17 protein-coding genes and 1 pseudogene are annotated in these 20393 nt (G+C 70.3%); 13 read left to right on the plus strand and 5 right to left on the minus strand.

The features are described from left to right. Window positions 1-141 precede the first annotated feature (141 nt). Window positions 142-1929 (minus strand): ABC transporter substrate-binding protein, encoded by a 1788-nt coding sequence (locus tag ACZ5NH_RS14340; protein ID WP_468775178.1) that lies wholly within the window; start codon window positions 1927-1929, stop codon window positions 142-144. A gap of 80 nt (window positions 1930-2009) precedes the next feature. Continuing rightward, window positions 2010-3041 carry an ABC transporter permease gene (locus ACZ5NH_RS14345; RefSeq protein WP_450981751.1) on the minus strand — a complete coding sequence of 344 codons (1032 nt, stop codon included), beginning with the start codon at window positions 3039-3041 and terminating at the stop codon, window positions 2010-2012. Window positions 3042-3506: 465 nt separating this feature from the next. On the opposite strand from ACZ5NH_RS14345, the gene ACZ5NH_RS14350 reads away from it, so the two are divergent. From ACZ5NH_RS14350 to ACZ5NH_RS14370, 5 genes are read left to right on the plus strand one after another with little or no spacing between them, the layout of a single operon-like run. Continuing rightward, complete coding sequence (locus ACZ5NH_RS14350; RefSeq protein ID WP_468775180.1) at window positions 3507-5126, plus strand: peptide ABC transporter substrate-binding protein; 1620 nt, start codon at window positions 3507-3509, stop codon at window positions 5124-5126. A gap of 5 nt (window positions 5127-5131) precedes the next feature. Continuing rightward, entirely contained in the window at window positions 5132-6055 is a 924-nt protein-coding gene (locus ACZ5NH_RS14355) for an ABC transporter permease (protein ID WP_468775182.1), read from the plus strand. Then, complete coding sequence (locus ACZ5NH_RS14360) at window positions 6048-7028, plus strand: ABC transporter permease (RefSeq protein WP_468775184.1); 981 nt, start codon at window positions 6048-6050, stop codon at window positions 7026-7028. The genes ACZ5NH_RS14355 and ACZ5NH_RS14360 overlap by 8 nt, the downstream gene beginning before the upstream one ends. 5 nt (window positions 7029-7033) lie before the next feature. Further along, window positions 7034-8044, plus strand: coding sequence for an ABC transporter ATP-binding protein (locus ACZ5NH_RS14365; protein ID WP_468775186.1), 1011 nt, complete (start codon window positions 7034-7036; stop codon window positions 8042-8044). Continuing rightward, on the plus strand, window positions 8019-9071 hold the full coding sequence (locus tag ACZ5NH_RS14370) for an ABC transporter ATP-binding protein (RefSeq protein WP_468775188.1): 1053 nt from the start codon (window positions 8019-8021) through the stop codon (window positions 9069-9071). Before ACZ5NH_RS14365 ends, ACZ5NH_RS14370 begins: the two co-directional genes overlap by 26 nt. Before the next feature lie 146 nt (window positions 9072-9217). On the opposite strand, the gene ACZ5NH_RS14375 is transcribed toward ACZ5NH_RS14370, so the two are convergent. Continuing rightward, complete coding sequence (locus ACZ5NH_RS14375) at window positions 9218-11356, minus strand: prolyl oligopeptidase family serine peptidase (RefSeq protein ID WP_468775190.1); 2139 nt, start codon at window positions 11354-11356, stop codon at window positions 9218-9220. 164 nt (window positions 11357-11520) lie between these two features. Here ACZ5NH_RS14375 and ACZ5NH_RS14380 point away from each other — a divergent pair, with 164 nt between their 5' ends. From ACZ5NH_RS14380 to ACZ5NH_RS14415, 8 genes are all read left to right on the plus strand, one after another. Then, window positions 11521-11715 (plus strand): hypothetical protein, encoded by a 195-nt coding sequence (locus ACZ5NH_RS14380; protein WP_194294050.1) that lies wholly within the window; start codon window positions 11521-11523, stop codon window positions 11713-11715. A gap of 74 nt (window positions 11716-11789) precedes the next feature. Then, window positions 11790-12647 carry an N-acetyl-1-D-myo-inositol-2-amino-2-deoxy-alpha-D-glucopyranoside deacetylase gene (gene mshB / locus ACZ5NH_RS14385; RefSeq protein WP_468775193.1) on the plus strand — a complete coding sequence of 286 codons (858 nt, stop codon included), beginning with the start codon at window positions 11790-11792 and terminating at the stop codon, window positions 12645-12647. Continuing rightward, on the plus strand, window positions 12644-13060 hold the full coding sequence (locus tag ACZ5NH_RS14390) for a DUF6113 family protein (RefSeq protein WP_388620438.1): 417 nt from the start codon (window positions 12644-12646) through the stop codon (window positions 13058-13060). Before mshB ends, ACZ5NH_RS14390 begins: the two co-directional genes overlap by 4 nt. A 161-nt stretch (window positions 13061-13221) precedes the next feature. Continuing rightward, window positions 13222-15639 (plus strand): hypothetical protein, encoded by a 2418-nt coding sequence (locus tag ACZ5NH_RS14395; protein ID WP_468775195.1) that lies wholly within the window; start codon window positions 13222-13224, stop codon window positions 15637-15639. A 143-nt stretch (window positions 15640-15782) separates the two neighbouring features. Then, window positions 15783-16709, plus strand: coding sequence for an ABC transporter ATP-binding protein (locus ACZ5NH_RS14400; RefSeq protein WP_468775197.1), 927 nt, complete (start codon window positions 15783-15785; stop codon window positions 16707-16709). After that, window positions 16706-17446 carry an ABC transporter permease gene (locus tag ACZ5NH_RS14405; RefSeq protein WP_388620446.1) on the plus strand — a complete coding sequence of 247 codons (741 nt, stop codon included), beginning with the start codon at window positions 16706-16708 and terminating at the stop codon, window positions 17444-17446. The genes ACZ5NH_RS14400 and ACZ5NH_RS14405 overlap by 4 nt, the downstream gene beginning before the upstream one ends. A gap of 5 nt (window positions 17447-17451) precedes the next feature. Next, complete coding sequence (locus tag ACZ5NH_RS14410) at window positions 17452-18642, plus strand: sensor histidine kinase (RefSeq protein WP_468775485.1); 1191 nt, start codon at window positions 17452-17454, stop codon at window positions 18640-18642. Then, window positions 18639-19253: a response regulator gene (locus ACZ5NH_RS14415; protein ID WP_388620448.1), complete on the plus strand. Its 615-nt coding sequence runs from the start codon at window positions 18639-18641 to the stop codon at window positions 19251-19253. Before ACZ5NH_RS14410 ends, ACZ5NH_RS14415 begins: the two co-directional genes overlap by 4 nt. Before the next feature lie 4 nt (window positions 19254-19257). On the opposite strand, the gene ACZ5NH_RS14420 is transcribed toward ACZ5NH_RS14415, so the two are convergent. Together ACZ5NH_RS14420 and ACZ5NH_RS14425 are read right to left on the minus strand one after the other, a co-directional pair. Continuing rightward, complete coding sequence (locus ACZ5NH_RS14420) at window positions 19258-20124, minus strand: transglutaminase family protein (RefSeq protein ID WP_468775199.1); 867 nt, start codon at window positions 20122-20124, stop codon at window positions 19258-19260. A gap of 28 nt (window positions 20125-20152) precedes the next feature. After that, window positions 20153-20393, minus strand: a pseudogene (locus tag ACZ5NH_RS14425) (hypothetical protein); the annotation flags it as partial.

Below are 20393 nucleotides of genomic sequence, written 5' to 3' on the forward strand. Positions count from 1 at the left end.
CCGCCCGTGGCTGTGGGTTAGCAGAGGGGGAGGGAGAAGGGGCGTATGGAGTGTGTGCTGGGGGGGGGGGGGGGGGGGGGGGGGGGGGCCCCCCCCCCCCCCCCCCCCCCCCCCCCCCCCGCCCCTGGACTGGCTTGGGCGTCAGGCCTTCACGTACAGCTTGTACATGACGAACGCCGAGAACAGCGGGTCGAACAGCGCGCCGCCGACCTTCGAGCCGTGCAGGTAGAACCGGCGCTGGAAGGTTTCGGGGATGATCGGAGCCAGCTCCGTCATGATCTTCTTGTCCAGGTCCTCCCAGGCCGCGCCGGCCTTGGTCGGGTCCGCGATGACCGCGTTCTTCTTGATCGCGTCGTTGACCCAGCTCACGTTCAGCTGCGAGACGTTGTTTGACCCGTTGGCGATCGTGGCGCCGTCGAACAGCGGCTGCATGACGGTGTAACCGGTCGGCCAGTCCGGGGCCCAGCCGAACCACATCACGTCGAAGCTGTTGTTGATCTGCTGGACCTGGTCGTAGTAGCTGGTGGAGTCCACCGGCTTGACGACCGGGTCGAAGCCCGCCGCCTTCAGGGCGTTGGTGATGACGACCGCCGTCTTGGTGTAGGCGTCGTTGCTGCCCTTGGGGTAGGTGTAGACGATCTTCTGGCCGAGCTTGCCGGCCTCCTTCAGCAGCGCCTTGGCCTTCTCCGGGTCGCCCTGCGGCTTCTGCAGCTTGCCGTAGACGTCCTGGTGCGCGTAGCCGAGGATGTCCGGGCTGATGATGGAGGTCGCGTAGTCACCGGCCGCCTGGCCACCGTAGATACGGCGGATCTGCTCCAGCGGCCAGGCGTGGTTGAGCGCCTGGCGCACCTTCGGGTCGGTGATGCGCTTGCAGTTGATGGCGTAGTAGTACAGGCCGCTGAGCAGGCCGTTGATGGTGCGCTGCTTCAGTTGGGCGTCGCCCAGGACCTTCTGCAGACGCTCGGCGGGGACACCGCTGTACGCCATGACCGCGTACTGGTCGTCGCCGCTCTCGGCGATCAGGCGGTCGGTCGCCGGCAGGGCCTCGGTGCCGAACTGGAAGGTGAAGCTGTCCGGGTAGGCGTTGCGGATCGAGTCCGTCGCCGGGTCCCAGTGCGGGTTGCGCACCAGCTTCAGCGACTTGTCGACCGAGTGCTGGGCGATCTTGTAGGGACCGCTGGAGACCGGGTCCTTGTCGTACTTCTCCTTGGAGTCGTGGCTGACCGGCACGGCGCCGTAGGAGTGCATCGCCAGCGTGAAGTTGAGGTCCGGGCGGGCCACCTTCAGCTTCAGCGTGATGGTCTTCTTCTTGTCGTCGGTGACGATGGAGTCCAGGTGCTTGTTGCTGAACGGACCCTTGTACTTCGAGCGGAAGTCGCTGGAGCCGACGAGCGCGGACTGGACGTACTGCGCGCCCTCGGTGGTGAAGCTGGCGAAGCCGCGCTCGATGCCGTGGCGGACGTCCTCGACGGTCAGCTCGCTGCCGTCCTCCCACTTCAGACCGTCCTTCAGGGTGAAAGTCCAGGTCTTGCCGCCGTCGGCCATGGTGCCGGTGTCGGTGGCGAGGTCACCGACCAGCTTCATGGAGCCGTCCATGGCGATCTTGTAGCCGGTCAGCGCGCGGATGTACAGGTTGCCGACGGTGGAGTTCCAGGCGAAGTAGATCCGCTGCGGGTCCAGGTGGGAGAAGTCGTCCGGACCGATACCGATGATGTTGCCGCCCTTCTTCGCACCCGGGATCTCGGGGGCGGGGCCGGTCGAGTCCTCCTTCGTACCGACGGTCACGTGACCGGTGTACTTGGTGGTGCCGGCGTGGGCGCCGCTGCCGCTGTTCCCGCCACCTCCGCCGCTGCTGCACGCGGAGAGGACCATGGAGCCGCCGGCCGCGACCGACGTGGCGATGACGAAGTTTCTGCGGGAAAGGGACATGGTTTCCTGCTCTGGTCGAGGAGAGATGCGAGCTTCTCCGGCGGGCCCCGTCGCCCGGTCCGGAAGGTGGGACGGGAGGTTCAGCGCCCGGCCTTGGGATCCAGCGCGTCGCGCACGGAGTCGCCGAGGAGGTTGAAGGCGATGACGAAGATCACCATGGTCACGCCCGGGAAGAGCATGTACGTGATGTCGTCCTGGTAGTACTTGGACGCGTTCTGGACCATGACGCCCCAGTCCGGGGTCGGGTCGGAGAGGCCGACACCGAGGAAGGCCAGACCGGCTTCCACCGTCACGTACAGCGGAAGGGCCAGGGTCGCCTGGATGAGGATCGGCGTCCACAGGTTGGGCAGCAGTTCCTTGAAGATGATCCGCGCCGGGGACGCGCCGGTCACCTTCGCCGCCTCCACGAACTCCCGCTCGCGCAGGGCGAGCACCTCACCGCGCAGCAGTCGGGCGATGGGTGCCCAGCCGAACGCGGTCATGACGGTGATGAGGGAGACGACGATGAGCCACGTCGGGGTCGCCTCGTCGGGCGCGACCAGGATCGTGAGCATCACCGGGAAGAAGCCGATGAAGAACAGGGTCTGCGGGAAGGCCAGCAGGATGTCGATGATCCGGCCGACGAGGTAGTCCGTCTTGCCGCCCAGATATCCGGCGGTGATGCCGATGACCACACCGAACAGGGCCACCAGGACGGTCGTCGCGGTCGCGATCATGAGGGAGTTGCGGATCGCGTACAGCAGGAACGTGAACACGTCCCGGCCCAGCTGCGGGTCGATGCCGAACCAGAAGTCCCCGCTCATGCCGCCGTTGGGCTTCACCGGGAAGCCGAAGTCGTTCAGCAGGCTCGGGTCGTTCTGGCCGTACGTGGTGTACGGATCCTTCCCGTACACCTTGGCGATCAGCGGAGCGGCGATGCCGACGACGAAGAAGAAGATCACCACGAAGGCGGATATGACGCCCGTCCGGTCCCGCTTGAAGCGGGTCCAGGCCAGCCGTCCCGGAGAGCGGCTCTCGGTGCCCTTCGGGTTGCCGGGCTTCGCCGATGCGGCGCTGTCTTCTTCGGTCACCTCGAGTGCGGCGGCCGGGGAAGGGGATGCGGGGGTGGTCATGATGCTCCGTGCCTTGTGGGTCAAGGCTCCGCAGGGCGCTCCCCTACGGGCTACGCCGGACTTTTTCAACGCAATTCATGCAGGGTCAATAAATTCTCGGTCGCCTTGGTTGCGTCTTTGCGTTCTTTACCTGTACTTGATCATTCCGTAGCTACGCGGGTAGCACGCCGTAATCAATCCGTGCTTCACATCGGGCTAATGGGACTAATCGGGCGATGAGTTCGATATGCGGACGGTGGTGTGTCGACATGCGTACATCGACACGTCGTAATCCAACGTTTCGGCATCGTTGTACGACGACCTGTTGCGCTCCTTCCGAAGATCGTCCGGGTGCTCCCGGCGGCTGCCTGCTTTCGGCTGACGTGTCCCGTTGGCGGGCCCTCAATCCGGCGGTCGGCGTGCGGTGTGTGATCGTATGGGCCGATATTGACCGGTATCGGATCTGCACTCGCGGAGGAGGCAGCCATGCGGGGTGTCAGGCACGCCCGATGGGCCGCCTGCGTGATCGCCGCCGGGCTCCTGGCCACCGCCTGCGGGGGTGGCGGCGGCTTCGGCGGTGCCGGGGTGCTGACCTCGTCCTGGGGCGACCCGCAGAACCCGCTGGAGCCCGCCAACACCAATGAGGTGCAGGGCGGCAAGGTCCTCGACATGATCTTCCGGGGCCTGAAGAAGTACGACCCGAAGACCGGCAAGGCCCAGAACTGGCTCGCCGCCTCCATCGACACCCGGGACTCGCAGAACTTCACGATCAGGCTGAAGAACGGCTGGACCTTCTCCGACGGCGAGAAGGTGACCGCCCACTCCTTCGTGGACGCCTGGAACTACGGGGCGAGCCTGCGGAGCAACCAGAAGAACGCCTACTTCTTCGCCTACATCGACGGCTACGACAAGGTCCACCCCGACAGCGGCGCCCAGACCGCCGACACCCTGTCCGGACTGAAGGTGATCGACGACCACACCTTCACCGTCCGGCTGGGCCAGAAGTTCTCCAGCTTCCCCGACACCCTCGGCTACGCGGCCTTCGCCCCGCTGCCCCGCACCTTCTTCACCGACCACGCCGCCTGGCTGAAGAAGCCGGTGGGCGACGGGCCCTACCGGATCGAGTCGTACACCAGGGGCTCGGCGATGAACCTGAAGAAGTGGGACGGCTACCCCGGCCCGGACCCGGCGCGGAACGTCGGCGTGACTCTCCTGGTGTACACCGACAACAACACCGCCTACACCGACGTGCTGGCCGGCAACCTCGACCTGGTCGACGACGTGCCCTCCACCCAGCTCAAGAACGTCGAGACCGATCTGAACGGCCGCTACATCAACACCCCGGCGGGCATCCTGCAGACCCTGGCCTTCCCGTACTACGACCCGAAGTGGAACACCCCCGGGGCGCAGAAGGTCCGCACGGGCCTGTCGATGGCGATCAACCGGAAGCAGATCACCGAGACCATCTTCCGGAACACCCGCACCCCCGCCACCGACTGGACCTCCCCGGTCCTCGGCACGGCCGGCGGCTACCAGCCCGGACTGTGCGGCCACGCCTGCGACTACGACCCCGCGCAGGCCAGGAAGCTCATCCAGGAGGGCGGCGGGATCCCCGGCGGCCAGCTGAAGATCACCTATAACGCGGACAGCGGCTCGCACAAGCAATGGGTGGACGCCGTGTGCAACTCCGTCAACAACGCCCTCGGCAACAACAAGGCCTGCGTGGGCAACCCCGTCGGCACCTTCGCCGACTTCCGCAACCAGATCGGGCAGCACAAGATGACCGGCCCCTTCCGGGCCGGCTGGCAGATGGACTACCCGTTGATCCAGAACTTCCTGCAGCCGCTGTACTACACGGGCGCCTCCTCCAACGACGGCAAGTGGTCCAACGGGCAGTTCGACCGCCTCGTCGACCGGGCCAACGCCGAGACCGGGCAGGCCGCGGCCGTCCGGCTGTTCCAGCGGGCCGAGGAGGTCGTCCGCGACAACATGGCGGCCATCCCGCTCTGGTACCAGAACGGCAGCGCCGGATACACCTCAAGGCTCTCCCACGTGGCGCTCAACCCCTTCAGCGTGCCGGTCTACAACGAGATCAAGGTGGGCTGATCCCCATGGGGCGCTATGTCGCGCGGCGGCTGCTCCAGATGATCCCCGTGTTCATCGGGTCCACCCTGCTGATCTTCCTCATGGTCAACGTGATGGGCGACCCCATCGCCGGCCTGTGCGGCGAGCGGGCCTGCGATCCCGCGACGGCCGCCCAGCTCAAGCGGGAGTTCGGCTTGGACAAGCCGCTCTGGCAGCAGTACCTCGCCTACATGGGGAACGTCTTCACCGGAGACTTCGGTACGGCGTTCAACGGCCAGAAGGTCACCGAGCTGATGGGAACGGCGTTCCCCGTCACCATCCGGCTCACGATCGTCGCCATCCTCTTCGAGATCGTCGTCGGTGTGACACTGGGCGTGCTCACGGGCATGCGGCGCGGCCGGCCCGTCGACACCGGGGTGCTGCTGGCCACCCTGGTGGTGATCTCCGTACCCACCTTCGTCACCGGTCTGCTGCTCCAGCTGCTGCTCGGCGTCCAGTGGGGCTGGATCAGGCCGTCCGTCTCGGCGTACGCGACCTTCGGCGAGCTGATCGTGCCCGGCCTGGTCCTCGCCTCCGTCTCCCTCGCCTACGTCACCCGGCTGACCCGGACCTCCCTCGCGGAGAACAAGCGGGCCGACTACGTCCGCACGGCGGTCGCCAAGGGCCTGCCCCGGCGCCGGGTCGTCGTCCGTCATCTGCTGCGCAACTCGCTGATCCCCGTGGTCACCTTCATCGGTGCCGACATCGGCGCGCTGATGGGCGGCGCGATCGTCACCGAGCGGATCTTCAACATCCACGGCGTCGGCTTCCAGCTCTACCAGGGCATCCTGCGCCAGAACACGCAGACGGTCGTCGGTTTCGTGACGGTCCTCGTCCTGGTGTTCCTCGTCGCCAACCTCCTGGTCGACCTCCTGTACGCCGTACTCGACCCGAGGATCCGCTATGCCTGAACAGCCGTACGAGCCCGAGGGTGCGATCGCCGGGACCGGCATGGGAGGAGCGATGGACCTGGGCGCGAGCGAGGCCGCCACGCTGGAGCGGACCCCGGGGGGACCCGAGGGCACGGGACCGGCGGGCAGGCCGCGCTCCCTGTGGTCCGACGCCTGGCGGGACCTGCGCCGCAACCCGGTCTTCCTGATCTCCGCCGTGGTGATCCTCTTCCTCGTGCTCATCTCCGTCTGGCCCTCGGCGATCGCCTCCGGCAGCCCGCTCACCTGCGACCTCGCCAAGGCCCAGGACGGCCCGGGCCCGGGCGCGCCCTTCGGGTACGACGGCCAGGGCTGCAACGTCTACACGCGCACGGTGTACGGCGCCCGTACGTCCGTCACGGTGGGCGTGCTGGCGACGCTCGGGGTGGGCGTCCTCGGGTCGGTCCTGGGGGCCCTGGCGGGCTACTTCGGCGGCGTCTGGGACTCGATCCTGTCCCGGATCACCGACATCTTCTTCGCCATCCCGGTCGTCCTCGGCGGTCTGGTCCTGCTCTCCGTGGTCACCAGCAACACGGTCTGGCCGGTCATCGGCTTCATGGTGCTGCTCGGCTGGCCGCAGATCGGCCGCATCGCCCGCGGCTCGGTCATCACCGCCAAGCAGAACGACTACGTCCAGGCCGCCCGCGCCCTCGGCGCCTCCGACTCCCGCATCCTGCTGCGCCACATCGCCCCGAACGCCGTGGCCCCGGTGATCGTGGTGGCGACCATCGCACTGGGCACCTACATCGCGCTGGAGGCGACCCTGTCGTACCTCGGCGTGGGCCTGAAACCGCCCAGCGTCTCCTGGGGCATCGACATCTCCGCCGCCTCCCCCTACATCCGCAACGCCCCCCACGCCCTCCTGTGGCCCTCGGGCGCCCTGGCCATCACGGTCCTGGCCTTCATCATGCTCGGCGACGCGGTCCGCGACGCCCTCGATCCGAAGTTGAGGTGACGGCCGTGCGAGGCGATGGCGGCGCGCTGCTCGAAGTGCGGGATCTGCGGGTGGAGTTCCGGACCCGGGACGGCATCGCGCATGCCGTCAACGGGGTGAGTTGCGAGGTGGACGCGGGGGAGACCCTGGCCGTGCTCGGCGAGTCGGGGTCGGGCAAGTCCGTGACCGCGCAGGCCGTGATGGGGATCCTCGACACTCCACCGGGCAAGGTCACGGGCGGTCGGATCCTGTTCCAGGGGCGGGATCTGCTCACCCTGAAAGAAGAGGAGCGCAGGAGGATCCGCGGCGCCGAAATGGCGATGATCTTCCAGGACGCGCTGTCGGCGCTCAACCCGGTGCTCTCCGTGGGGGACCAGCTCGGCGAGATGTTCGTCGTGCACCGCGGGATGTCCAAGAAGGACGCGCGGCGCAAGGCGGTCGAGCTGATGGAGCGGGTGCGCATCCCGGCCGCGGCCCAGCGGGTGCGGGACTATCCCCACCAGTTCTCCGGCGGTATGCGCCAGCGCATCATGATCGCCATGGCGCTGGCTCTGGAACCGGCGCTCATCATCGCCGACGAACCGACGACGGCGTTGGACGTCACCGTCCAGGCCCAGGTCATGGACCTGCTCGCGGAGCTGCAGCGCGAGTACCACATGGGGCTGATCCTGATCACCCATGATCTGGGGGTGGTCGCGGACGTGGCCGACCGGATCGCGGTCATGTACGCCGGGAAGATCGTCGAGTCCGCGCCCGTCCGCGACATCTACAAGGCGCCGGCCCACCCCTACACCCGCGGCCTGCTGGACTCCATCCCGCGCCTGGACCAGAAGGGACAGCAGCTGTATGCCATCAAGGGCCTGCCGCCGAACCTGATGCACATCCCGCCGGGCTGCTCCTTCCACCCGCGCTGCCCGATGGCGCGGGAGGTCTGCCGCACCGACGAACCCCCGCTGTACGAGGTGTCCGGAACCCGCGGCAGCGCCTGCCACTTCTGGAGGGAGTGCCTCGATGACGTCGACGACCTCGACCACTGAGCCCATCCTCGAAGTGATCGGGCTGGTCAAGCACTACCCCCTCACCCGGGGCATCCTCTTCAAGAAGCAGATCGGCGCGGTGAAGGCCGTCGACGGCGTCGACTTCACCCTCGGCAAGGGCGAAACCCTCGGTATCGTCGGCGAGTCGGGCTGCGGCAAGTCCACGGTCGCCAAGCTGCTCTGCAACCTGGAGCGCCCCACGGCCGGCTCCATCAGGTTCAAGGGCGAGGACATCACCAAGCTGTCCGGCAAGGCCCTGAAGGCCGTACGCCGCAACATCCAGATGGTCTTCCAGGATCCGTACACCTCCCTCAACCCCCGTATGACGGTCGGCGACATCATCGGGGAGCCGTACGACATCCACCCCGAGGCCGCGCCCAAGGGCGACCGCCGCCGCAGGGTCCAGGAACTGCTGGACGTGGTCGGCCTCGACCCGGAGTACGTCAACCGCTATCCGCACCAGTTCTCCGGCGGCCAGCGCCAACGCATCGGCATCGCACGGGGGTTGGCGCTACGCCCGGAGGTGATCGTCGCCGACGAGCCGGTGTCCGCCCTCGACGTCTCGATCCAGGCCCAGGTGATCAACCTCCTGGACCGCCTCCAGTCGGAGTTCGACCTCTCCTATGTCTTCATCGCGCACGACCTGTCCATCGTCCGGCACATCTCCGACCGGGTGGGGGTGATGTACCTCGGGCGGATCGTGGAGATCGGCCAGGACGCCGAGATCTACGAGCACCCCACGCATCCCTACACCCAGGCCCTGCTCTCGGCGGTCCCGGTACCGGATCCCACGGCCCGGGAACAGCGCGAGCAGATCATCCTCAGCGGAGACGTGCCCTCGCCGACGAACATCCCCTCCGGATGCCGCTTCCGCACCCGCTGCTGGAAGGCGCAGGAGCGCTGCGTCCGGGAGGTGCCGGCCCTGGCGGTACCGGCCGTCTTCCGCGACACCTCCGGCCCGGCGGCCCACGCCTCGGCTTGCCACTTCGCGGAGGAGAAGCGGGTGGTGCCGGCGGAGGACTCGTAGGGGTACGCGTACGGCAGCGGGCCGGGATGACATGGCGCACCCCGGCCCGCTTACGGCACCCGCACGGCCGTACGCTGATCAGCGTGCCGCGTCCGTATATCGGTACCGATTCCGTGAAGTTGCCTGCGTGTTAACGCAGTTCACGGTCATTTTCCCTGCTGGGGCAGCGAACGCCGGAGGAAGTCCAGCTGGAGCAGCAGCAGGTTCTCCGCGACGGTCTCCTGCGGGGTCATGTGCGTCACCCCGGACAGCGGCAGGACCTCGTGCGGGCGGCCGGCGGCGAGGAGGGCGGAGGACAGCCGCAGGGAATGGGCGACGACGACGTTGTCATCCGCAAGCCCGTGAATGATCATCATCGGGCGGTGCGGCTCGGCCGGGCCGACCAGGCCCGCGTCGTCGATCACCGAGTTGCGGCTGTAGACCTCCGGCTGCTCGCCCGGCAGGCCCAGATAGCGCTCCTGGTAGTGGGTGTCGTACAGCCGCAGATCGGTGACCGGGGCGCCGACGACCGCCGCGTGGAAGACGTCCGGGCGGCGCAGCACCGCCAGTGCCGCCAGATAGCCGCCGAAGGACCAGCCGCGGATGCCCACCCGGTCGAGGTCCAGCGGGAACTCACCGGCGAGCGCGTGCAGCGCGTCCACCTGGTCCTGGAGTACGACGGCCGCCAGCTCGTCCCGGACCGCCTTCTCCCAGGTCGGCGAGTGCCCCGGAGTGCCCCGCCCGTCCGCCACGACCACCGCGAAGCCCTGGTCGGCGAACCACTGGGAGGTGAGGTGGGCGTTGTGCGCGGCGAGCACCCGCTGGCCGTGCGGGCCGCCGTAGGGGTCCATGAGGACGGGCAGGGGAGTGTCACCGTGGTAGTCCCGCGGCATAAGCACGGCGCACGGAATTCGGCGTGCGCCCCCCTGGGTCAGCGTCACCCGTGGGGAGAAACCGGGACTTTCGGCGTACGAGGGGACGGTCGCCGCCGGTTTTCCGTCACGCAGTACCTGGACACGGGAGCCGGGAGTGTCCGGCGTCGCGGACACCAGCACGGTCACACCGCCGACGCGCACCGCCGAGTGCACCCCGGGCTCCTGCGACACGCGCTCCACGCCCAGCTCGTTCACCCGGTACACATGGACCTCGCCGGTCTCCGGCGCCTGCGCCTCCGTGCCCGCCGAGGCGGAAACCAGCACGTCGTCGTCGCCCACGTCCAGCACCGCCCGGACGTGCAGCTGAGCGCTGGTCAACGGCCGTTCGCCGACCGTCAGCACTCGTGCGCCGCCCTCGTCCGCGATCCGGACAAGCTGCCCGGACGGGCTCCAGCAGGGCACTCCAGGGAAAAGTTCCAGCCAACTTGGATCTTCATCGGCGTGCACCATCCGGGTGGCCCCCGTCTCCGGGTCCACCGCCAGGAACAGCTGGCTGCGCTGGTCCCGCGCCTGCACCAGCAACAGCGGCGCACCCGCCGCTGACCAGTGCACACGGGCAAGATACGGATAGCGGGACCGGTCCCACGCGACCTCCGTGCGCTCCCCGTCGAGCCCGATCAGGAACAGCCGTACGTCCGCGTTCGGTGTGCCCGCGGCCGGGTACGCGATGCCGATCGGCTCACGTTCCGGGTGGGCCGGGTCCGCGATCCACCACCGCTTCACCGGCGTGTCGTCCACGCGCGCCACGAGCAGCCGGCGCCCGTCGGGCGCCCACCAGAATCCCCGCGAACGGCCCATTTCCTCGGCCGCGATGAACTCGGCGAGCCCGTACGTGACCCGTCCCGGTCCGTCCGTGGGCTCCGGCTCGGCGAGCGCCCGGTCGCCCTCGCCCTCGGCGCCCACCACCCGCAGCGCGCCCTGCGCGACATACGCGATGTGCCGGCCGTCGGGGGAGGGCCGAGGGTCGATCACCGGTCCCGGGACCCGGAGCTCCCGTGCGGTACCGGCCCGCAGCTCGGCCGCGAAAAGCCGCCCCGACAAGGCGAAAGCCGCCAACTCCACGGCCGTGTCGGTGGCATAGCCGACGATGCCGGCACCGCCCTCCCGGCTGCGCTCGCGGCGCGCCCGCTCCTCGGCCGAGAGCTCTTCGGAGGCGCCGCCGAGGAGGGCGCCGGGATCGGCCGCCAGACGCTCTGCGCGGTCCGGAAGGTCCATGACCCAAAGGGAGTTGGCCCGGTCGGTGCCGGAGCCGGAGCGCAGGAACGCGACACGCGCACCGTCGGGTGCCACCGTGAACGCACGCGGCGCGCCGAGCGTGAACCGCTGGGTGCGGGCGTACCGACGGGGGAAGGAGTCAGACTCGGTCGTCATACCCCGACCATATTGGCCATGCGCCCCCTTGTGCGGCCGTGCGCCGCGCGATGCGCGAGCACGGATAGTTATGATCACTACCGCTGTGTGGGTATGAACCTGCTGGCGTCTGCATGGATTTGCTCAACTGATCTAGATCTGACGATCTTTGGAGGTGAGCCGCCGTGGCACTCTCGATTTCGGCGGTGGTGCTGCTGGCGATCATCGTCTTCCTGCTGATCAAGAAGTCAGGGCTGAAGGGCGGCCACGCGGTGGTCTGCGTCCTGCTCGGCTTCTATCTCGCCTCCTCGACCGTCGCCCCCACGATCAGCCAGTTGACGACCAACGTCGCCAGCATGATCAGCAGCATCAAGTTCTGAGACGGGGTGTGACTCCCCGCGCCGCCCCACCCCGGCGACCCCCCAAGGCGCCCCCCTCCTCGTAGGGTGGACCCATGACGGAACTCCCCGCCCGGCGTCTTCTCCTGGTGCATGCGCATCCGGACGACGAGTCGATCAACAACGGCGCCACCATGGCCAGGTACGCGGCCGAGGGTGTGCATGTGACCCTGGTCACCTGCACCCTCGGCGAGCGGGGTGAGGTCATCCCGCCGGAGCTTCGGCACCTGACCGGCCCGGCGCTGGGCGCGCACCGGCGCGGGGAGCTGGCCGCCGCCACCCGCGCGCTGGGCGTGGGCGACGCTCGGCTGCTCGGCGGCGCGGGGCGGTACGGCGACTCCGGAATGATGGGCATTCCGGACAATGACGACCCCGGATGCTTCTGGCAGGCCGACGTGGACGAGGCCGCCGGGTATCTGGCCGACGTGATCCTCGAGGTGCGGCCCCAGGTCCTCGTCACCTATGACGACAACGGCGGCTACGGCCACCCGGACCACATCCAGGCCCACCGCGTCGCCATGCGGGCCGTCGAGCTCGCGGCCGAGCGCGGCCACCGCATCGCCAAGGTCTACTGGAACCGCGTCCCGCGCTCGGTCGCCGAGGACGCCTTCGCCCGGCTCCAGGACGAGCTGGCCGTGCTGCCCTTCGAGAAGAGCGCCACCGTCGCCGACGTACCCGGTGTGGTGGACGACGAGCGGATCACCACCGTCGTCGACGGGTCCGCCCACGCCGCCGCCAAGGCCGCCGCGATGCGCGCCCACGTCACCCAGATCGAGGTGGCCGAGCCCTACTTCGCGCTCTCCAACGAACTGGCCCAGCCGCTGTTCACCACCGAGTACTACGAGTTGGTGCGCGGCGCGGGCCGCCCCGGGGAGACCGACCTGTTCGCGGGCATCGAGGAGGCGGCGGCATGAGCAGCAACGGACAGGGCCCGCTGCTCGCCCAGCCGCTGCAGCGGCCCTCGGCGGGGCGGATCGCCGCCTATGTCGGACTCTTCCTGCTCGGCGCCGTCATCGGCCTCGCCGGTTCCCTGCTCCAAGCCGCCTGGTTCCCCGGCGGGCTGCTGCTCGCTCTCGCGGGCGCGGCCGGGCTGTTCCTCGGCGGGGCGTACGCCACGGGCGGCCGGGGCGGGGCGGTCGCCCCGGTGGCGGGCTGGATCATCACCGTCATCCTGCTCACCACCTCACGCCCCGAGGGCGACTTCCTGTTCGGCGCGGGACTCGGCTCCTATCTCTTCCTGCTCGGCGGTATGGCCGTCGCTGTGATCTGTGCCACCCTTGGCGCCGGGCGGCAACCTCGGGGCGGTCCCGCCCGACTTGGCAAGTGACGTACCACTTCGCCGTGCGGCGCAGGTGCGAGTCCGGTGTGGGTTTCCTCGGCGGTCATGGGATAAGCGCCAGAAGTGGCCAGTATGGTGGTGCGCGCCGCCGAGCCGCCCGAGCTAGTTGAGGTCGAAACGGGCGGCGAAGCCAACTGGGAGAACCTGCCTTGAGTCGTGAAACTGACACTCCGTCCTCCGGGCCCAACGGGCGCGGCGGTGCCGCATACCCTTCCGGCACGCCGCCGTACGGGACCCCCATGGCTTCCGACGACGGTACGGACGCCGGTCGTTCGGCCACGCGCCCGGAGGAGAAGAAGACCGAGACCACGCTGACGACCCGGATCCGGATCAACATCCCCGGTTCCCGGCCCATCCCGCCGGTCGTCGTGCGCAAGCCCGTCGGGGACGCCGAAGGCGCCGGGGACGAGGCGCCTGCCCGCGAGCCGCGTCCCGCGGCCGACCGGACGGCCACCTCCGCCGCCGAGCCCCCCGCCGAGCCCGCGGCCCAGGCCGAGGAGAAGACCAGCGACTGGTTCGCGCCCCGCAAGTCCTCCGCCGGCAAGGCCGGTCCGGCCGGCGGCGGCACGAACGGGGCCGGAACGCCCGGAGTTTCCACCACCGCCCCCGGCGCGTCGGGCACCCGTCCAGGTGGTCCGGGAGCAACCGGGGCGTCCGGTACCACCGGCGCACGCCCCGGCGGCCGCCCGGGCGGTGTGGTCGGCTCCATGAGCGTCCCGGGCGCCTCCCGCCCCGGCGCCGGCAAGGGCAAGGGCCTGCCCGGTGCCACCGGCGGCCCCGTCGCCCCCGGACACGGCGGCGGCACCGGCTCCTTCGACGTGACCGAGGCACTGAACGCCGCGGGCAACGGCTCCCGCCCCGGCGCGTCCGGCGGCGAACCGCGCCGAGACAACCTGCCGTACTTCGCGGAGAACGGCGGCGGGGACGGTCTCGGCGGCACGGGCACGGCCGGTGCCAGCGGCCCCGAGGACTTCGGCACCCCGGGTGCACACGGCAGCAGCGGCTTCCCCGGCACCGGTGCGAGCGGCCACGACGGCTTCGGCGGCCCGGCCGCCCCGAGCGGAACGGGCGGCCCCGGCGGCCCCGGTGGTCCCAGCGGCTTCAACGGCCCGAACGGCCACGGCGGCCCGGGCGGCCCCCAGGGCCCGGCCGGCCCCACCAGCGGCCCGGTCACCGGTGACGGCCCCCTCGTCCCGTCGGCCGGCGAACCCTTCGACGCCCGGTCCGGCATGGGCGGTTACGACGGTCCCGGCGGTCGGCACACCCAGGCTCCCCAGCCCCCGCGCAGCGCCCTCGCCGACCTCGCCGACCTCGAAGGGCTCGCCGTCCCGGGCGGCCCCGCCGGACCCGGCGCCCCGGCCGGCGGCGCCGGTCCCGTCGGTCTCGGCCCGGGCGGCGGACTCAGCGACGACACCGCGATCCTCACCCCGCAGAAGCCGGCCCCCGAAACGGGCACGCCCGGCTACCGGCCGGTCGACAACGTCTCCGGACACACCGTCACCAGCGGTATCCCGGTGGTCCCCGGGGCCGCCGGCTCCCCGTTCTCCGCCGACGGTCCGGCCGGGCAGACGCAGGCGAAGCCGGCGTCGGCCCCCGCCCCCAAGGCGCAGGCCAAGCCGAAGAAGAAGGGCCGCAGCAAGCTGGTGCTGCTCGGCGTCGGCGTGGTCGTCGTCGCGGGCGGTGCCTACGGCGCCGGACTGCTGATGAACCACACCGACGTGCCCAAGGGCACCACGGTCCTCGGCGTGGACATCGGCGGCGGCACTCGTGACGACGCCGTCAAGCAGCTCGACGACGCCTTCGGCAGCCGGGTGAACAAGCCGCTGAAGCTCTCCGTCGGCGGCCGGACGGTCACCCTCACGCCGGAGAACGCCGGTCTCCAGTTCGACTTCCAGGCCACCGTGAGCAAGGCCGCGACCAGCGACTACAACCCGGTCCACGTCATCGGCTCGCTCTTCGGGCAGAAGCGGGTGATCGAGCCCGAGATGCCGGTGGACGAGGAGAAGCTCCAGGCCGCGCTCCAGCAGGCCGGCGGCGGCTCCGGCTCGGTCGTCGAGGGCGGTATCGACTTCAAGCCGGGCAAGGCGGTCGCCGTATACGGCAAGGCGGGCAAGGCCATCGACGCCGCCCAGTCCACCCGGGCGGTCGAACAGGCCTACCGCACCCTGGTGGAGACGGGCACGCCGACGCCGATCACGGTCCCGACGACCACCAGTCAGCCGACGGTGTCGAACGCGGCGGTCGACCAGGAGATGAAGCTGTTCGCGCAGCCGGCGATGTCGGCCAACGTGGTCGTGAAGACCGACGCGACGCACGTGGTCCTGATGAGCCCGCAGAACTCGCTGTGGAAGTTCCTCCGGGTGACGGCAGTCGACGGCAAGCTGGTCGACAAGCCCGACCTGGCCGCCCTGAAGCAGCTGTACGGCAAGGCCTTCGACGGTGTGCTCATCACCCGCGCCAACGGCAAGAAGACGCCGGTCACTCCGCAGGACGTGTACGTCGCCCTGCGCCAGGCGCTGATCAGCAGGACCAACCGGGTCGCGGTCATCTCCACCAACCCCAGCTAGACCAGCCGCACAAGGGGGCGTCCGGCGTTCGGCGGGCGCCCCCTTGGCCATGCCCGTCACCCGATCCGTATGACATCTGTCATCCGCCACTCGGGATCCCCGACACTGCCCCGCACCCGGCCGTCGCCGCGAGCATGGATGCCATGACGACAACTGCGGCACCGGCCACCACCCCGGTGGTCGGCTTCGACCAGGTGACCAAGACGTACGGGAGCGTGCGGGCCGTCGACGGCCTCTCGCTCCGGCTCTACCCCGGCGAGACCGTCGCCCTCCTCGGCCCGAACGGGGCCGGCAAGTCCACCACCCTCGATCTGCTCCTCGGCCTCAAGCAGCCCGACGGCGGCACCGTGAGCCTCTTCGGCGGCACCCCGCGCGAGGCGATCGTCGCCGGGCGGGTCGGGGCGATGCTGCAGAGCGGCGGCCTGATGGACGAGGTCACCGTCGAGGAACTGGTCAAGCTGGGCTGCTCGCTGCACCCGAAGCCGTACAAGGCCGCGGACGTGATGGCCCGCGCGGGCATCACGCAGATCGCCGACCGCAAGGTCAACAAGCTCTCCGGCGGCCAGGCGCAGCGCGTCCGCTTCGCCCTCGCCACCGCCGGCGACAGCGACCTGATCATCCTGGACGAGCCGACCACCGGCATGGACGTCTCCGCCCGCCAGGCCTTCTGGGCCACCATGCGCGAGCAGGCCGACCAGGGCCGTACGGTCCTCTTCGCGACCCACTACCTCGAAGAGGCCGACGCGATCGCGGACCGCGTGCTCGTGCTGCACCGCGGCCGGCTCCTCGCCGACGGCACCGCCGCCGAGATCAAGGCCAAGGCGGGCGCCCGCCGGGTCGCCTTCGACCTGGAGGGCGAGATCGACGAGACCGCCCTGCGCGCCCTGCCGTTCCTGACCTCCATCGACGTGTCGGGCCAGACGGTGCGCATCCAGTCGTCCGACGCCGACGCCACCGTGCACGCCCTGTACGGCCTCGGTGTCTACCCCCGCAACCTCGAAGTCGCCGGTCTCGGCCTGGAGCAGGCCTTCGTCGCCATCACGGAGGCCGAGGAGGCCAAGCAGTCATGAACGCCCTGATCAAGCTCGAACTGGCGCGCGCCCTGCGCAACAAGAAGTTCCTGTTCTTCTCGGTGCTCTACCCCGCGATCCTCTTCCTGATCTTCTCCAGCAGCTCCGGCTCGAACGAGAAGGTCGACGGCACCGGCCTGACCGTCGCCACGTACCTGATGGTCTCCATGGCCTCCTTCGGCGCCCTGACCGCCGTCCTGATGGGCAACAGCGAGCGCATCGCCAAGGAGCGCGAGAACGGCTGGGTACGGCAGCTGCGGCTGACCCCGCTGCCCGGGCGCGGCTATGTCCTCGCCAAGACCGCAAGCGCCGCCGTGGTGAGCCTGCCGTCGATCATCGTGGTGTTCCTGGCCGCGGCCGCGATCAAGCACGTCCACCTGGACGCCTGGCAGTGGCTGGCCCTCACCGGGGTCATCTGGGCCGGCAGCCTGGTCTTCGCCGCGCTCGGCGTCGCCATCGGCTATGTCGCCTCCGGTGACGCGGTCCGCCCGATCACGATGATCATCTACTTCGGCCTGTCGATCCTCGGCGGCCTGTGGATGCCGTCCACCACGTTCCCGCAGGTCCTGCAGGACATCGCGAAGTGGCTGCCCACGCACGCGTACGCTGCACTGGGGCGGGCGATCGAGCAGAGCCAGGCCCCGCACGCGACGGACATCGCCATCCTCGCCGTCTACTTCGTCCTCTTCGCGGGCGGCGCGGCCTGGCTGTACCGGAAGGACACGCTGAAGGCGTGAGCACGATGACGGAAGACCCGCAGGCCTGCGAGCAGCGCCAGCGGCACCAGGTGCGGATCGGCCAGGGGTCGCGCAACCGGCGCGAGCTCATGGTCAGGACGCTGTGGATCGGGGTCTGGCTGATCTTTCTCGGCTCCCCGGTCCACGATCTGACCAGCGGCCGGCACACCACGGGCGGCACGGTGGCCGGCGCGCTCGGCCTGACCGCCTTCGTCGTCACCTACCTGTCGCTGGTCTTCCGGAACATGGGGCGGCCCTTCTCGCCGCGGGTCGTCGTCTCGATGCTCTCGGTCCTCGCCGTCCTCGCCCCCCTCCTGGCCTACACCCTCGGCCCCGCCTGGCTCGGCCTGTTCGTCTACCTCTCGGTCGCCTGCGGGGCCACCCTGCCGGTCCGGGCCACCTACTGGGCGATCCCGTCGACGGGCGTGGTGACGTACCTCGTCGGCCGGCACTGGGACCAGAAACCGGACGACAGCCTGGTGCTCGTCGTGCTCATCGGCTTCGCGATGGTCGGTGTCGGCCAACTCGTCCGTACGACCGTCGAGTTGCGCAAGGCCCGGGCCACCGTCGCCCAGCTCGCCGCCAACGAGGAGCGGCTGCGGCTCGCCCGTGACCTGCACGATCTGCTCGGCCACTCGCTCTCCCTGATCACGCTGAAGAGCGAGCTGGCCGGGCGGATGCTGCCCGGCCAGCCGGACAAGGCGGCCCAGCAGGTCGCCGACATCGAGCAGGTCAGCCGGCAGGCCCTGGTCGACGTCCGGGAGGCCGTCACCGGCTACCGGCGACCCCGGCTCGCCGCCGAGCTCGCCGGCGCCCAGGTCGCCCTGACCGCCGCCGGTGTCAGCGCCGAGGTGCCCGCCGAGCCCGACCTCGACGGCGTCCCCGAGGTGTCCGAGTCCGCGCTCGCCTGGGGGCTGCGCGAGGCGATCACCAACGTGGTCCGGCACAGCGGCGCCGACAAGTGCCTCGTCCAGCTCACCCACCGCCAGACCCTGGACGGCGCGGTGCTCGAACTCTCCGTCGAGGACAACGGATCCGGCGGCAACGGCAGCGGGCCCGGCAACGGCCTGATCGGTCTCACCGAGCGGTTGGAGAAGGCCGGCGGCGCCCTGGAGGCGGGCCGGATCAAGCACGGGTTCAGGCTGGTCGCCCGTGTCCCGTCGGCTCCCCGGGGGGACGTAGGATCCGGGACATGACGAGCACGATCAAGGTCCTGCTGGCCGAGGACCAGTCGATGGTCCGCGAGGCCCTGGCCGCGCTGCTCGGGCTGGAGGAGGACATCGAGGTCGTCGCCCAGGTCGCGCGCGGGGACCAGGTGCTGGCCGCCGTCGGCGCGCACGGCGTGGACGTGGCGCTGCTCGACATCGAGATGCCCGGCTGCACCGGCATCGAGGCGGCCGCCCAGGTCCACCGGGAGTTCCCGCAGGTCAAGCTGGTCGTCCTCACGACCTTCGGGCGCCCCGGCTATCTGCGCAGCGCCATGGAGGCGGGCGCCGACGCCTTCCTCGTCAAGGACGCCCCGGCCGCCCAGCTCGCCGAGGCGATCCGCAAGGTGCTGTCCGGCGAGCGGGTCATCGACCCCACGCTCGCCGCCGCCGCGCTCGCCGAAGGCGCCAACCCGCTCACCGAGCGCGAACGCGAGGTGCTCCGCGCGGCCGCCGACGGCTCCACCAACGCCGAACTGGCCAAGGCCCTCCACCTCTCCCAGGGCACGGTCCGCAACTACCTCTCCACGGCCATCCAGAAGCTCGCGGTGCGGAACAGGGCGGAGGCGGTACGGATCGCGCGGGAGAAGGGGTGGCTCTGAGGATTCAGTTGAGCATCGCGCGAGCGGTGTGCGCCTGCTCCCGCACCTTGCGCGCGGCCGAATCGTCCACCACCTCGATCAACTCGGCGTAATACTCCAGCTCTTCCGCGCCGGACGCGAACTCCCCGCGCTGCACGAGAAGTTGCCCGCGCTCGTAGCGCAGCCGAGCCGGATGCGCGGGCACCAGCAGGGCCAGCTCCACGGCCCACAGCGCCACGTCCGACCGCTCCGGCCGGGCGGCGGCCCACGCGCGGATGTTGTTCAGGATCCGCTGGACGACCTCCAGCGGCGCCGCGGGCTCCAGCATCGAGGCGTCCAGCGGCGTCCCCGTGGCCCCCACCACGAGCATCTCCGCGTCGGCCCCGGTCAGCACCCGCCCGCCCTCGAACGGATCCGCCAGCACCTGTTCCTCCGCCGCCCCGAAGCCGACCACGAAGTGCCCCGGCAGCGCGACCCCGTACACCGGAGCCCCTGCCCGCCGCGCGACCTCCAGCCACACCACCGACAGCAGGATCGGCAGCCCGCGCCGCCGCCGCAGCACCTCGTGCAGCAGGGAGGACTCCAGCCGCTGGTAGTCGCCGGGCGTCCCGTGGAAGTCGTAGCGCTCCCCGAGCAGCCGCCGTACGGCCTCCGCCCACGCGCGCGGCCCCCCGGGGCGGTACGGCAGCTCGCCCGCGAGCCGGTCCAGCTCCAGCTGGGCGGCGTCGATCCCCGCCTCGTCCAGCGTGCCGTCACCCTCGGCGCCGATCAGGAGGCACAGCGCCGACAGATCCGGCCGCTCGGACCGCGCCTCCTCGGCGAACCTGCGACGCAACTCGGCCGACCGCTCCGGCGGGGGCGGATACGGCGGCGGCAGATACGGGTGACGCATGCCAGGCTCATGCCCTTCCACAACGGTTCTACGACCCGACCGGCCCGGATTCCTCCAGCCCCCGGCCTCCGGGCCCGTCACCTGCCGGTCCCGGGCGGTGGGCGGCGCGGCTCCGGCAGCCTGGTGCGCTTGTGGCGGTGTCCCGGTCGCCGACCGAGCCCGCGGCCCCGGCCGCGTGGGCAGCACCGGCCGTGTGCGCGGCGTCGGCCTGGTCGGCAGCTCGGGCCGTGTCCCGATCGACGACCGTGTTGTGATCGCCGACCTTGTCC

Source organism: Streptomyces sp. NPDC031426 (genome assembly GCF_055581585.1).

Bases quoted from the DNA above. Each gene is read 5' to 3' on its own strand.
- ACZ5NH_RS14340 (WP_468775178.1), bottom strand. From the start codon at position 1,929: ATGTCCCTTTCCCGCAGAAACTTCGTCATCGCCACGTCGGTCGCGGCC.
- ACZ5NH_RS14345 (WP_450981751.1), bottom strand. From the start codon at position 3,041: ATGACCACCCCCGCATCCCCTTCCCCGGCCGCCGCACTCGAGGTGACC.
- ACZ5NH_RS14350 (WP_468775180.1), top strand. From the start codon at position 3,507: ATGCGGGGTGTCAGGCACGCCCGATGGGCCGCCTGCGTGATCGCCGCC.
- ACZ5NH_RS14355 (WP_468775182.1), top strand. From the start codon at position 5,132: ATGGGGCGCTATGTCGCGCGGCGGCTGCTCCAGATGATCCCCGTGTTC.
- ACZ5NH_RS14360 (WP_468775184.1), top strand. From the start codon at position 6,048: ATGCCTGAACAGCCGTACGAGCCCGAGGGTGCGATCGCCGGGACCGGC.
- ACZ5NH_RS14370 (WP_468775188.1), top strand. From the start codon at position 8,019: ATGACGTCGACGACCTCGACCACTGAGCCCATCCTCGAAGTGATCGGG.
- ACZ5NH_RS14375 (WP_468775190.1), bottom strand. From the start codon at position 11,356: ATGACGACCGAGTCTGACTCCTTCCCCCGTCGGTACGCCCGCACCCAG.
- mshB (WP_468775193.1), top strand. From the start codon at position 11,790: ATGACGGAACTCCCCGCCCGGCGTCTTCTCCTGGTGCATGCGCATCCG.
- ACZ5NH_RS14390 (WP_388620438.1), top strand. From the start codon at position 12,644: ATGAGCAGCAACGGACAGGGCCCGCTGCTCGCCCAGCCGCTGCAGCGG.
- ACZ5NH_RS14400 (WP_468775197.1), top strand. From the start codon at position 15,783: ATGACGACAACTGCGGCACCGGCCACCACCCCGGTGGTCGGCTTCGAC.
- ACZ5NH_RS14405 (WP_388620446.1), top strand. From the start codon at position 16,706: ATGAACGCCCTGATCAAGCTCGAACTGGCGCGCGCCCTGCGCAACAAG.
- ACZ5NH_RS14410 (WP_468775485.1), top strand. From the start codon at position 17,452: ATGACGGAAGACCCGCAGGCCTGCGAGCAGCGCCAGCGGCACCAGGTG.
- ACZ5NH_RS14415 (WP_388620448.1), top strand. From the start codon at position 18,639: ATGACGAGCACGATCAAGGTCCTGCTGGCCGAGGACCAGTCGATGGTC.
- ACZ5NH_RS14420 (WP_468775199.1), bottom strand. From the start codon at position 20,124: ATGCGTCACCCGTATCTGCCGCCGCCGTATCCGCCCCCGCCGGAGCGG.